Origin of the sequence: Paenibacillus agricola (assembly GCF_011440305.1) — a bacterium.
Taxonomy (GTDB): Bacteria; Bacillota; Bacilli; order Paenibacillales; family NBRC-103111; genus Paenibacillus_S; species Paenibacillus_S agricola.
The window spans coordinates 89,840-102,675 of the sequence record NZ_JAAOIW010000001.1 but is presented as its reverse complement, the minus strand read 5'-3'; the positions used below and the strand labels follow the sequence as shown (position 1 = coordinate 102,675).

The window sequence follows — 12,836 nt, the reverse complement described above, 5'->3', positions numbered from 1 at the left end:
GTTTTTTTGCATGTGAAAACCAATGAAGCTAACAAGAAAGGGCGGCTGCTAAGTGTATATAATTGACGGACACTGTGATGTGTTGTGGAAAATGTTTGAAGATCATGAAATCGATTTTTACCAGTCCGTCGATGGTAAGCTTGATGTAACTTATGCAAATATGGTGAAATCCGATATAAAAATTCAATTTTTTGCCATTTACTTGGCACAGAGACTGGAGCACCCCAATTTCGAACATTATCTCACCTATATAAATATTTTTTATCAGAAGATAATTAAACCTGGCTATATGAAGCTTATTAAAAATCAAGCAGATTTAAACCTTGTAATAAACGGCCATGAACGAGGTGCGCTCCTTACATTAGAAGGGGCGGCGGCTATTCAGGGCAACAGCTTGTATACCCATACCCTTTATCATTTAGGCGTACGAATGATCGGGATTACCTGGAACTATGCCAATTGGGCGGCTGATGGCGTTTTAGAGCCACGACAAGGCGGTTTTTCATTAAAAGGGAAAAATTTTGTTAAAGAATGTAATAAATTGGGCATCCTATTAGATGTGTCTCATCTATCGGAACGTGCCTTCTGGGATCTGGCTGAAACATCGTCCCAGCCGTTTGTAGCTTCACATTCCAATGCTAAAGCGATTTGTGCCCATCCCAGAAATTTGGACGATGACCAAATACGAGCGATTATTGAGAAGGATGGACGAATAGGGATTACGTTTGTTCCCTTTTTTGTTGGCGAGCCCCATAACGAAACCATCGAGCAGCTACTGAAGCATATTGAACATATATGTGCACTCGGTGGCCAGAAGCAAATTGTATTGGGCTCTGATTTTGATGGAATTGACGAAAGGATACCGGGACTTGAGCATGCCGGTCAATTTGGTGGGCTCGTACAACATTTAAGCAAATATTACAAGGATGAGTGGATTAAGGATTTGCTGCACAATAACTGGAATCGGTATTTACAAACGAATCTACCCGCTTATTAAACGTTTACATCTTTCTTAGATATAGTTAAACGGTGAATTGATCTTATATAGGTATGAGTTTCATCTAATATAGCTATCTTTCAATTCAACTAATTTACTTGCATTTTAACTCTCAACGGCATAATATTTATATGTTAAGTGAAAGAAAATTTTTATCTAAGAACGGTTTTAGTGACATTTAAAGGAGTGGACAACGGTGATTAGCCAATTATCTTGGAAAATCGGAGGACAACAAGGGGAAGGTGTGGAAAGTACCGACAAAATTTTCTCCACAGCGCTTAATCGGCTTGGATACTATTTGTATGGGTACCGTCATTTCTCCTCGCGTATAAAGGGGGGGCATACCAATAACAAGATCAGGATCAGTACGAAGCCTATTCGTGCCATTTCTGATGATTTGGACATCCTTGTTGCATTTGACCAAGAAACAATTGATTTAAATGCTTATGAGCTTCGTGACAACGGTGTGATTGTGGCGGATGCGAAATTTAATCCAGTCGTACCAGAGGGCATTAAAGCACGTTTGTTTCCTGTGCCTATTACAGCAATTGCAGAGGATCTGGGAACATCCTTATTTAAGAATATGGCTGCTTCTGGTGCATCATGGGCATTGCTCGGATTGCCTTTGGAAGTATTTAATAAAGCGGTAGAAGAAGAGTTTGGACGTAAAGGCGCTGCGGTTGTAGCGAAAAATATAGAAGCGGTTCGAATCGCGGCTGAATTTATTTTAGAGCAAAATGGCGGACCGATGCTTGAATTCCAATTAGAGCCTGCTGATGGTACTCAAAAGCTGTTTATGATCGGTAATGATGCCATTGGTTTAGGTGCGCTTACTGGCGGCTGTCGTTTTATGCCTGCTTACCCAATTACACCAGCTTCGGAAATCATGGAGTATTTAATTAAAACGCTTCCTAAGTTCGGCGGAACAGTTATCCAAACCGAAGATGAGATAGCGGCAGTAACGATGGCTATTGGCGGAAGCTATGCTGGTGTACGTACGATGACGGCATCAGCGGGTCCTGGGCTTTCTCTGATGATGGAAGCGATTGGCCTTGCTGGAATGACGGAAACTCCTGTAGTGATCGTGGATACTCAACGTGGTGGTCCAAGTACAGGCTTGCCAACCAAGCAAGAGCAATCCGACTTAAATGCAATGATCTATGGAACGCATGGCGAGATTCCAAAGATTGTGCTTTCCCCTTCTTCGATTGAAGAATGCTTCTACGATACGATTGAGGCTTTCAATTTGGCTGAGATTTACCAATGCCCGGTTATTTTGTTAACGGATCTACAGCTTTCCTTAGGTAAACAATCCTGTGAGCTGTTGGATTTCAATAAAGTGAAAATTGACCGTGGACGGTTAATGACAGGTGAACTGCCTCCAACCGAAGCTAACCAGTTGTTCAAGCGTTATGAATATGCCGAAGAAGGTGTTTCGCCTCGCGTAGTGCCTGGACAAAAATATGGGATTCACCATGTTACGGGCGTTGAGCATGATCAAGAAGGGCGTCCTTCTGAAAGCACGGAAAACCGTAAAAGCATGATGGACAAACGTATGGATAAGCTGAAGTATGTGAAGGTAACGAATCCTATTTTGGTCGATGCTCCACATGAAGAGCCGGAACTATTGATTATTGGTATGGGTTCAACAGGCGGTACGATAGACGAAGCCAGAGAACGCCTCACGCAAAAAGGCATTTCAACTAACCATGTTACCGTTCGTCTGATGCATCCGTTCCCGGCTGATGAATTGCGTCCCTACTTGGAAAAAGCGAAAACCGTAGTTGTTCTGGAAAATAATGCTACTGGACAATTGGCTTCCTTGATCAAGCTAAACGTAGGTCATGCTGATAAAATTAAAAGCTTGTTAAAATACAACGGTAATCCATTTTTGCCGGCAGAAATTACTACATTTTGTCAGGAGCTGAACCTAGTATGGCAACATTAAAAGACTTCCGTAACAATATTAAACCTAACTGGTGTCCAGGGTGTGGCGACTTTTCCATTCAGGCCGCCATACAAAGAGCCGCTGCCAATGTCGGGTTAGAGCCTGAAAATTTAGCTGTTGTCTCCGGTATCGGCTGTTCCGGTCGTATTTCCGGTTATATTAATGCCTATGGCTTCCACGGTGTACATGGCCGTTCGCTACCGATCGCCCAAGGCGTGAAGATGGCAAACCGTGAATTAACCGTGTTAGCCGCTGGTGGTGACGGTGACGGTTTTGCAATCGGAATGGGACATACGGTACATGCGATCCGCCGAAATATCGACATTACTTACATCGTTATGGATAACCAAATTTATGGCTTGACTAAGGGCCAAACTTCACCGCGTAGCGCTGAAGGCTTCAAAACGAAAAGCACGCCTGCCGGGTCGATCGAATCCGCACTTTCTCCTTTGGAAGTGGCGTTGGCGGCTGGCGCAACCTTTATTGCCCAATCGTTTTCTAGCAACCTGAAGCAGTTGACTTCTTTAATAGAGCAAGGTATGAACCATAAGGGGTTTTCATTTATTAACGTGTTCAGTCCCTGTGTTACCTTTAACAAAGTTAATACGTATGACTGGTTTAAGGAAAACATTGTAAACTTGGAAGAAACGCCGGATTATGATCCATCCAACCGGGTTATGGCAATGACGAAGATTATGGAAACAGGCAGTATGCTGACAGGCCTGATTTATCAAAATACAGCCAAAACCAGCTATGAAAACCATGTACCTGGATTTAAAGAGCAAGGTCTAGCTAACCAAAATATACAAATTAGTGAAGAAGAATTTAACAAATTGGTGGCAGAATTCAAATAACATTGATATTAGCCTTACAAATTTGATAAGATCTATTCAAGCATATGGCGATGCCGTATGCTTTTTTTCTTAATATGGAGAAGCGGGTGGTAACTCAATGAAACAAGTACCGATAGGCGTATCAGCAAGACATATCCATTTATCGGACTGGCATATTGAACAGTTGTTTGGGCACAGATACTATTTGAAGGTGCTTAAGGAGTTATCGCAGCCGGGGCAATTTGCCGCTACTGAGACTGTTGCTGTTGTAGGGCCCAAAGGTCGTTTTGACAAGGTGCGCATATTAGGACCTGCCCGCAGCAAAACGCAGCTGGAAATTTCGCGTACGGATGCTTTTGCATTGGGACTGAATCCTCCAGTACGCGAGTCCGGAGACACTGAAGGAACACCAGGTATTACCTTGATTGGGCCTGTGGGTGAGATCGTCATTGCCGAGGGTGTCATTGTAGCTGCCAGACATATCCACTTCCATACCCATGATGCGATTAATTGGGGCATAGCAGATAAGCAACTGCTATCGGTAAAAATAGAGGGAGAGCGTCCGCTTATTTTTGAAGGCGTCGTTGCCCGTGTCTCCGACAATTATGCGTTGGACATGCATATCGATACCGATGAAGCGAACGCTGCGGGAGCCAAAACCGGTGATAACGCAATTATTTTGTCCTAGCTCAACAATCGTGATATAATATATTGTCAAGGATTCGAATTTTATATAGAGTCAGGATAGCAGGATAGCAGGATAGAAGGAAGGTGCACCATTGCCTAAAGATACGGATTTGAAGGACAGCAAATATTTCGAGAAGTTTTTTCAGCCTCCTTCTTTAATGGACGCGAAGAAACGCGGTAAGGAAGATATTAAGGTTTTATACAACTTTGCGATACCCGAAGACATGCAGCAGTTTGGGCAAGACAAATATTATTTGATCCAAACCTATGGCTGTCAAATGAATGAGCATGACACGGAAACCATTATGGGGCTTCTAGAGCAAATGGGCTACAAGATGACAGAAGACCGCCGCCAAGCGGATGTGATCTTATTAAATACATGTGCGGTTCGTGAGAACGCTGAGGACAAAGTATTTGGTGAATTGGGCCATCTCAAGCATTTGAAGGCAGAAAAGCCTTCATTGGTTCTGGGTGTTTCCGGTTGTATGTCGCAGGAAGAAGCGGTTGTCAACCGTATTTTGCAAAAGCATCCATTCGTTGATCTAATATTTGGCACACACAATATTCACCGGTTGCCGGTCTTGTTGAAGGAGGCTTTTTTCAGCAAGGAGATGGTGATCGAGGTTTGGTCGAAGGAAGGGGATATTGTTGAGAACCTCCCTAAGAAGCGTGAAGGCATTAAGGCATCCGTGAATATTATGTACGGATGTGATAAATTCTGTACGTACTGTATCGTCCCTTACACACGTGGTAAGGAGCGAAGTCGGCTTCCACAGGATGTACTGGCAGAAGTGCGTGATTTGGCGCGTCAGGGCTTCCAAGAAGTGATGCTGCTTGGCCAGAATGTAAATGCCTACGGCAAGGACTTCGAGGACAGGGAATATCGCTTCGCCGATTTGATGAATGATATTTCCAAAATCGACATCCCACGCGTTCGGTTTACGACCTCACATCCGCGTGATTTTGACGACCAACTAATCGAAGTTCTAGCAAAAAAAGGAAATCTTGTAGAGCAAATTCATCTTCCGGTGCAATCGGGAAGCAATGAAATTTTGAAAAGAATGAGCCGCAAATATACACGCGAGCATTATTTGACGCTAATCGATAAAATTAAACAGGCCATTCCCAATGTGGGCCTTACCTCTGATTTTATTGTGGGATTCCCAGGTGAAACGGAAGAGCAATTCCAAGAAACGCTTTCTCTGGTGCGCGACGTTCAGTTCGACGGGGCGTATACGTTTATTTATTCACCGCGTGAAGGCACACCTGCTGCGTCGATGGTCGATGATGTGCCAATGGAGGTTAAGAAAAACCGCTTATACCGGTTAAATGACCAACTGGCTCAATATAGTAAAGAGAGCAATGAAGGCTCCGTAGGTGAAGTGCTTGATGTATTAGTCGAAGGCGAGAGCAAAAACAATGCGGATGTACTAGCAGGCCGCACTCGCAAAAACAAATTGGTGCATCTAGTCGGACCCAAAGAGCTGGTCGGCAAAATTGTTCCGGTGAAAATTACCGGATCGCAGACATGGTATATGAAAGGCGAATGGTTGCCCCAAGCGGTAATGGTCGCAGAATAATAGATCAATTTGAGAGTAAGGAGCGTGACTGGCAATGGCCGCACAAGATAATCACGATCATAACCACGACCATGACGATCACATTCATTGTGATGATATGGCGAAATACACGAATACAGAGCTAATTGTACGTGAAGATATATTGGCTAAAGCGAAGGAATTGGCAGAGCTTATTTCCACTTCAAATGAGGTGCAATTTTTCCAAAAAGCTGAGGTGCAAATTTCCTCAAACGACCAGATCCAAGTATTAATCAGTGCGATCAAAAAGAAGCAAAAAGAGATTGTTGCCTTTGAATCTTTCAACAATGCCAAAATGGTAGAGAAAATTGAGAAAGAAATCGTAGATCTTCAGGATCAACTGGATTCGATCCCGATTGTAAATGAATTTCGCCAATCCCAAGAGGATATTAATTACTTGCTCCAGCTTGTGATGTCGATCATTCGTGATACCGTTTCTGACAAGGTTGCAGTGGAATCCAAATAAAGCTTAATTTCCTTAAATAAAAAAGACTATCTGGGCGAAATTTATTCGCAGGATGGTCTTTTTCTTGTTTCTTGGTATGGATACATGCATGCATGAATAGGGCTTCGCTACTTCCTTATCGCAACTGGTGTGCCTATAGCGACCAATGAAGAGAGCGCCAGCACATCCTGGTTATACATACGGACACAACCATGGGAAGCCAACGTCCCGATCGAGGCAGGGTTATTCGTTCCGTGGATGCCATAATGTGGACGTGAGAGCCCCATCCAGAAAGCGCCAAAGGGACCCCCAGGATGGGGGACCTTGTTAATAATCGTATAATTGCCAATGGGCGTTTCCGTTAATACCTTACCGATCCCGATCGGAAAACCGCGGGTGACCACATTATTGTTCAGCACATACAGCATTTTATCCGATAAATCGATAATGATTCGGTACATGTTGATCACTCCCTTGCTAATTCACGAACCTATAAATACCGGACTTGGATTTCGTGAACCGTTTTGTTTAGTTTTCTTTTACGGAGCTTGATTTGCAAAATACCATCCTTATGGGAAGCGCGGCTATGATGGGGCAGCACTAAACAAGGCAGCCGAACCGATTGCTTTTTTAATTGGGGGCTATCCTCGATTGTGACACGGTCTGCTCTGACATGGATAATCGGATGATTGGGCTGGGACAGCTTTAGCTTAATGATCACATAATGGTGGGTCTCAAAAACCTCCGGAAGCCCCTTTATTCCCAAGGTATGTGGTATTTTGCTATTGGACATCGTTTTTTGGAGCATTTGCTGAACATAACCCTCCACCCAGGACATATCCTGCCAAGGCTCCATATCCTGGGCTGTTGGCAATGCAGGTAGCTTTGTTCCAAGCATAGCTTCTAATTGGTTCCAACGGGATTGTTGGCTAGGCCTATCGTTTGGGCTCATATCGCCACACTCCTCATCTACCTTAAGGTTTAGCGTTATTCTTATCAGTATATGAGGAGGGCTGGGCAGATGACACTGTGGATTGGGATTGCCGCCAAGGTGGAATTAAGTATCCGAAAAGTGAAGTGCCCGCTAGGCGAATGGTCGCATACAATAAAGCATTATCAGCGAAGGAGCCTGCCCAATGCCAGCGATTGTGGGAAGTTTTAAAATCGTTAATGTCGGCCCCAGTTCGATTGTCCAGATTGGGGATGCCGTCCAGCTTTCACCGAATAGCTCATCGAAAACTTTTGCTGGAGCAGGATCTTTTCTTACAGGGGATTTTGCTAATACGAATAATGCCATTAGCAATACGAATACGTTTGATCCAGATGTCAATGATACGAACCAAGTGAGTGAAGGCAACCAGGGGGTCGTGTAAAATGAATGTGGTCGTGAATCAGCATATTATCATCCACCAGCTAAGGGTTGACGCTGTTACCAACTCATCTGTATTGCAAATTGGCAGCGCTGGATTGATCAAGCCTTTATCCAACTTATACAACACAGGAGGATTTACCGAGCCAGCCCAAGAATTAGGGGAAGCTAATACCGAGATTTCCTTGGTGCCCTTGCCCAGTCCGACCTGATCCCGACTCATCTCCTGGATAGCAGGGAAATAGGCATACACCCATAAAGAAGCTGCTGCATAGGATAGATGGGAGGTGTTGAGGATGCAGATGGGGCAGCAGTGGCAATGGGTTCCCTATGTAAAGCAAATGCAGGCACAGCTTAAGCAACAAATGGATAAAATAGAGCGCATCGAGCAAGCAATGGAATTATTAAAGGCTGAGCTTAAAATGTGCAGAGAGCAAAAGCGGATCCATATCGATAAAATAGAGTATAAGTTTGACCAGCTCAAGGTAGAAAAGCTGGATGGTACGATGAATATCGGACTCACACCTGGAGCCCTTGAGGATATAGCTGTTAATGGCAGTCCGAATGCGAATAATAACGATATCGATCCCTTTATTATGAAAGCGATGGCTGAGCAGCAGGATCAAACTGTCCCCTTTCCCGCAAGACTAAGGGAGGAAATAGGCAAGGAGCTGCATAGTTATGTGAATGATCAGGTGCCCAAGCAATTGGAGCAGCTGCAGAAAAATAAAGGTGAGCAGCTAGATGAATGGCATCAAAAAATGATCACAGCAGATTTATCGAAGCAGATCGAAGCACGGATGGATTATTACTTGAAGCAGATGAACCCAAGTGTAGGTGTGAGCGTAGACCAGCTTTCTTCCATTAAAGACTCGGTCATTTTTCGTACCCAAAATGATATTCAGTCAGCGCTCCGTCTTTATTTTGAAAAAATGCCAAAAAAGGGTGGGATAAGCGGATGAATTTTCATGTGACGAACAAAGCTTTATGTGTGGGGGATATACGGATCATAGGGGTATCAAGCTCCTCGGTATTTCTAATAGGGGACACGCAGACCATTCTTTGCTCCTCGATATTTGATACACCGCCTGAATCGGTAATGATCGGACCTTTAACACCACTGGCCGCGGAGGAAGAAGTGAAGGAAGAAACGCAATGAAGCGCTGGTCAGTCGTCCAGGAAATGAAAATAAATGGTATAACACTAGCATCCATATTTCAAATCGGGGATAATACATCTATAAAACCTGTGTCCAAAGCTATGGCAGTGCAGCGGCAGATCGCTAGCTTCAATGAAAATGAAGGCAATTTTGCCGATTTCCCGCTTTTTAAACGGGAAATCCCTATTCCAGATGCCTATGAAGATGTCCATATGTCCGTCGACAATAGCGGCTGCGATAGCATTCAGGTCCGTTACATTCGGATACTTGCAATTTCTTCATCCTCTGTAGTACAGGTCGGCTCCAATTGCCAAATTGAAAGCGAAACACGGATTAAGCATTTTCGGCAATTTGTAAAATAAAAGTTGGGGAGTGAGCCTGATGAACATTTTGCTTGAAAGTCATTCACACCGTCCTTATCCGCTGCCTAAAGGACCTTGGGTGATGAGGCAAACATGGCTTGATTTATTGTTTGCCCATTGGCCTGTTCCTTATGAGCAGCTAAGGGCTTTAGTCCCTCCACAGCTCCAATTGGATACATATGATGGATATGCTTGGATAGGTATCGTACCCTTTCGAATGGAGGGCATTAGACCACGTGGTATGCCGGGCATCCCGTATACAAGCGAATTTGCCGAGCTTAATGTAAGAACTTATGTAACAGCCGGGGACAAGCCTGGCGTCTATTTTTTTAGTCTGGATGCTGCAAGCAAGATGGCCGTTGAAGCGGCAAGGCTTCTGTTTTATTTACCCTATTTTCACGCGATGATGAACTGTGAGCAAATTGGAGAGTATATCACTTATACAAGCCGACGTAATGATCAGAGGGGAGCGGAGGTTTCTTTTGAAGGCAGCTATAAACCTGTGTCGATGCCTTTTTTAAGTAGCAGCGGTTCTTTTGAGTATTGGCTGACGGAGCGGTATTGCCTTTACAGCATGAATGGCAGCCATACATTATTTCGGGGAGATATTCACCATTTACCTTGGAGGCTGCAGGTGGCTGAAGCGGATATCGAAGTGAATACAATGGCGGTAGGGCAAGGTATTCATGTTGTGGAGAAAGAACCAGTTCTCCATTTTGCCAAGCAGCTGGACGTATTAATTTGGCCGCTTGCAAGGGTTAAATAAATTTTTTGTCGTAAAACATTGCATGCAATGCATACATTGGTATACAATATAAGTATATCTTATATATCGAAAAAGAGAGGAAGTCGATGAATGAACGATACAACATTGGGGCAAGAACAACAACGCCATACTAAATTAAGTAAAACAAAGCTTCTTATTAAATTGCTTCTGATGACGCTAGGGGCTTCCTTGGTGGCTGTAGGTCTTGAGATTTTCTTGGTGCCCAACAAAATCATTGATGGCGGAATTGTAGGTATTTCCATTATCTCCTCGGCTTTATCCAGTTTGCCGTTAGGGGTCTATCTAGTCATTCTGAATTTGCCGTTTCTTTATTTGGGTTATAAACAAATCGGTAAAACCTTTGCATTTTCGACACTTTTTTCCGTAATTGTAATGTCTATAGGCACTTCGCTTTTACATCCGGTTTCTCCGCTTACCATTGATCCCTTGTTAGCTTCCGTATTCGGGGGTATTATTATTGGTGTTGGAGTAGGATTGGTTATTCGCGCAGGTGGCTCCTTGGATGGAACCGAAATTGTGGCTATTCTGGTCAGCAAAAAAAGCCCTTTCTCCGTTGGCGAGATCGTCATGTTCTTCAATCTTTTTATTCTGGCGAGTGCGGGTTTCGTATTCGGCTGGGATCATGCGATGTATTCTCTGATGGCCTATTTTATCGCATTTAAAGTGATGGATCTAATTATTGAAGGCTTTGACGAATCCAAATCCGTTTGGATTATTAGTGATAACAATCAGGAAATTGGCGATATGATAACAGCGCGGCTAGGTCGTGGTGTCACCTTCTTGCAAGGTGAAGGCGGATTTACGGGTAATAGCAAACGAGTGATCTTCTGCGTGATCAACCGTCTGGAGGAAGCAAAACTGAAAACTATTGTGGAGGAAGTTGATCCCTTAGCTTTCCTGGCCATAGGTAATATCCATGATGTAAAAGGTGGCAGGTTTAATAAAAAAGATATCCACTAAAAGAGCAACTCTTTTATGTTGAAGAAACCCTTCTGGCGATTAAGCCAGGAGGGTTTTGCTGTTGGGTGTTATACAGTATTTTCATCCCAAAATTGTGCCAAATCTCGAATTAGCAATCAGGATTCGTAACGAATGGAAAATTTTATACAGTGTCCTTGGGCATGGCTCATGTTAGAATGAAACTCTCTTAAGAGAACTGCCAGTCACCTTGTAGGCCTAAAAAAGAGAGGATGTTTTTGATGAATATGAAAAAATCCCTATTAAGCAGCATACTTGTACTCGGTACGTTAATCGGAGCCACAGCAGCTTCAGCAGCTCCCTATTCAGTAACAGGTACGGATACCATGTGGACGATTGCGAAGCAGCACGGAATCAGCTTAAGCTCTCTCGTTCAAGCTAATCCACAGGTTACAAATGCCGATAATATTTGGCCAGGACTAATATTGAATCTCCCCGATACAGGCACAGGTTCCTCCGTTCAGCAGGAAACAGGCGATTCAGCAGCAACATCAACCTTCGCCAGTCAAGTCGTTATGATGGTGAATCAAGAGCGTGTGAAAGCAGGCCTGCATGTTCTGGTAAGTGATAGCTCCTTATCGGCTATGGCACTGGATAAGGCAAAGGATATGTACAACAATCAGTATTTTGATCATACTTCACCTACCTACGGTTCTCCGTTTGACATGATGAGCACCTATGGCATTCGATATACTTACGCTGGTGAGAATATTGCGATGGGACAGCGGACTCCACAGGAGGTAATGACCGCTTGGATGAACAGTGCCGGGCATCGCCAAAATATTATGAGCCCTAATTTCACGAAAATTGGCGTGTCTTATTATAATGGAGAATGGGTTCAGGAATTTATTGCGGATTGAGCAGACAAGCCGATCTTGCCAAAAAGTTAGGAGATTAAAAATGATAAATAATTGGAAAATAATGGTTGCAGGAATCGTATTATTGATTATGAGTATGGGTGCTATGCCTTCCAACCAGGCTCAAGCGGCACCGTTGTTAACAAAGGGGATTTCAAGCGGAGATGTTTGGGATCTGCAATTTCGTTTAAGAACTTTGGGTTATGATCAACTGGTGCTGGATGGACAATTTGGTTCACAAACCTTATCAACAGTTCGCCAGTTTCAAAAAGATTACGGCTTGCCTTCAGACGGAATAGTAGGCGAGAAAACATGGAAAGTGTTAAAAACTTATTCATTAAATCAGAGTGAGTTGGACATTATGGCCAAAGTTATTTATAGTGAAGCCCGTGGAGAGCCTTATGAAGGTCAGGTTGCTGTCGGGGCTGTGATCATGAATCGCATTGGATCCAGTCAGTTTCCCGGTAATATTCAAGATGTCGTTTTTCAACAAGGGGCATTCACGGCTGTCGCTGATGGTCAATATACGCTAACGCCTAACCAATCAGCCTATTTGTCAGCCCAGGATGCTTTGCGTGGCTGGGATCCGACGAATCAGTCGCTCTATTATTTCAATCCACAAACGGCTACTAGCAAGTGGATTTGGACCCGACCACAAACCGTAACCATCGGTCGTCATATTTTTGCCAAATAGTATGAAAAGACAGTAGTCCATACCAAGATAGACAGATCCCTTCAAGGGACTGTCTATTTCTTTTTTTCAAAATAAGTAAGCAAGGATGACAGACAGATGGGTGGATGCTATGCTTGAGCTAG

The 12,836-nt window shown here is 43.7% G+C and carries 18 protein-coding genes; 16 read left to right on the top strand and 2 right to left on the bottom strand.

Annotation, left to right across the window (positions count from 1 at the left end; translation table 11 throughout):
• The first annotated feature begins 52 nt into the window (after positions 1 to 52).
• From G9U52_RS00495 to G9U52_RS00470, 6 genes are all read left to right on the top strand, one after another.
• Positions 53 to 997, top strand: a complete 945-nt coding sequence (locus tag G9U52_RS00495) for a dipeptidase (RefSeq protein ID WP_311764787.1) — start codon at positions 53 to 55, stop codon at positions 995 to 997.
• Between the two features lie 196 nt (positions 998 to 1,193).
• Positions 1,194 to 2,945, top strand: a complete 1,752-nt coding sequence (locus G9U52_RS00490; protein WP_166144573.1) for a 2-oxoacid:acceptor oxidoreductase subunit alpha — start codon at positions 1,194 to 1,196, stop codon at positions 2,943 to 2,945.
• Complete coding sequence (locus tag G9U52_RS00485; protein WP_166144570.1) at positions 2,933 to 3,799, top strand: 2-oxoacid:ferredoxin oxidoreductase subunit beta; 867 nt, start codon at positions 2,933 to 2,935, stop codon at positions 3,797 to 3,799. Before G9U52_RS00490 ends, G9U52_RS00485 begins: the two co-directional genes overlap by 13 nt.
• 97 nt (positions 3,800 to 3,896) lie before the next feature.
• Positions 3,897 to 4,466: a phosphate propanoyltransferase gene (pduL, locus tag G9U52_RS00480; protein ID WP_166144567.1), complete on the top strand. Its 570-nt coding sequence runs from the start codon at positions 3,897 to 3,899 to the stop codon at positions 4,464 to 4,466.
• Positions 4,467 to 4,623: 157 nt separating this feature from the next.
• Complete coding sequence (miaB, locus tag G9U52_RS00475) at positions 4,624 to 6,045, top strand: tRNA (N6-isopentenyl adenosine(37)-C2)-methylthiotransferase MiaB (RefSeq protein WP_166146592.1); 1,422 nt, start codon at positions 4,624 to 4,626, stop codon at positions 6,043 to 6,045.
• A gap of 97 nt (positions 6,046 to 6,142) precedes the next feature.
• Positions 6,143 to 6,529 (top strand): YlbF/YmcA family competence regulator, encoded by a 387-nt coding sequence (locus tag G9U52_RS00470; RefSeq protein ID WP_166146590.1) that lies wholly within the window; start codon positions 6,143 to 6,145, stop codon positions 6,527 to 6,529.
• 107 nt (positions 6,530 to 6,636) lie between these two features.
• Here the strand turns inward: G9U52_RS00470 and G9U52_RS00465 are convergent, their stop codons facing one another.
• Together G9U52_RS00465 and G9U52_RS00460 are read right to left on the bottom strand one after the other, a co-directional pair.
• The gene (locus G9U52_RS00465) at positions 6,637 to 6,975 is read right to left on the bottom strand and encodes a L,D-transpeptidase (protein ID WP_166146588.1); all 339 of its coding nucleotides are present in this window, start codon (positions 6,973 to 6,975) and stop codon (positions 6,637 to 6,639) included.
• A 23-nt stretch (positions 6,976 to 6,998) separates the two neighbouring features.
• On the bottom strand, positions 6,999 to 7,460 hold the full coding sequence (locus tag G9U52_RS00460) for an Hsp20/alpha crystallin family protein (RefSeq protein ID WP_166144564.1): 462 nt from the start codon (positions 7,458 to 7,460) through the stop codon (positions 6,999 to 7,001).
• A 69-nt stretch (positions 7,461 to 7,529) separates the two neighbouring features.
• Here G9U52_RS00460 and G9U52_RS00455 point away from each other — a divergent pair, with 69 nt between their 5' ends.
• From G9U52_RS00455 to G9U52_RS00410, 10 genes are all read left to right on the top strand, one after another.
• Complete coding sequence (locus tag G9U52_RS00455) at positions 7,530 to 7,670, top strand: hypothetical protein (RefSeq protein WP_166144561.1); 141 nt, start codon at positions 7,530 to 7,532, stop codon at positions 7,668 to 7,670.
• The gene (locus G9U52_RS00450) at positions 7,645 to 7,881 is read left to right on the top strand and encodes a spore germination protein (RefSeq protein WP_166144558.1); all 237 of its coding nucleotides are present in this window, start codon (positions 7,645 to 7,647) and stop codon (positions 7,879 to 7,881) included. Before G9U52_RS00455 ends, G9U52_RS00450 begins: the two co-directional genes overlap by 26 nt.
• Before the next feature lies 1 nt (position 7,882).
• Positions 7,883 to 8,089 (top strand): spore germination protein GerPB, encoded by a 207-nt coding sequence (locus G9U52_RS00445; protein WP_166144555.1) that lies wholly within the window; start codon positions 7,883 to 7,885, stop codon positions 8,087 to 8,089.
• A gap of 84 nt (positions 8,090 to 8,173) precedes the next feature.
• On the top strand, positions 8,174 to 8,839 hold the full coding sequence (gerPC, locus tag G9U52_RS00440) for a spore germination protein GerPC (RefSeq protein WP_166144552.1): 666 nt from the start codon (positions 8,174 to 8,176) through the stop codon (positions 8,837 to 8,839).
• Positions 8,836 to 9,036 carry a spore germination protein GerPD gene (locus G9U52_RS00435; protein WP_166144550.1) on the top strand — a complete coding sequence of 67 codons (201 nt, stop codon included), beginning with the start codon at positions 8,836 to 8,838 and terminating at the stop codon, positions 9,034 to 9,036. The genes gerPC and G9U52_RS00435 overlap by 4 nt, the downstream gene beginning before the upstream one ends.
• Positions 9,033 to 9,398, top strand: a complete 366-nt coding sequence (locus tag G9U52_RS00430; protein WP_166144547.1) for a spore germination protein GerPE — start codon at positions 9,033 to 9,035, stop codon at positions 9,396 to 9,398. The genes G9U52_RS00435 and G9U52_RS00430 overlap by 4 nt, the downstream gene beginning before the upstream one ends.
• 28 nt (positions 9,399 to 9,426) lie before the next feature.
• Complete coding sequence (locus G9U52_RS00425; protein ID WP_375790220.1) at positions 9,427 to 10,164, top strand: YqjF family protein; 738 nt, start codon at positions 9,427 to 9,429, stop codon at positions 10,162 to 10,164.
• A 90-nt stretch (positions 10,165 to 10,254) separates the two neighbouring features.
• A complete protein-coding gene (locus tag G9U52_RS00420; RefSeq protein WP_166144541.1) occupies positions 10,255 to 11,145 on the top strand; it encodes a YitT family protein in 891 nt (296 codons plus the stop codon).
• 239 nt (positions 11,146 to 11,384) lie between these two features.
• On the top strand, positions 11,385 to 12,023 hold the full coding sequence (locus G9U52_RS00415) for a CAP domain-containing protein (protein WP_446430473.1): 639 nt from the start codon (positions 11,385 to 11,387) through the stop codon (positions 12,021 to 12,023).
• Positions 12,024 to 12,063: 40 nt separating this feature from the next.
• On the top strand, positions 12,064 to 12,714 hold the full coding sequence (locus tag G9U52_RS00410; RefSeq protein ID WP_166144535.1) for a cell wall hydrolase: 651 nt from the start codon (positions 12,064 to 12,066) through the stop codon (positions 12,712 to 12,714).
• Positions 12,715 to 12,836 lie beyond the last annotated feature (122 nt).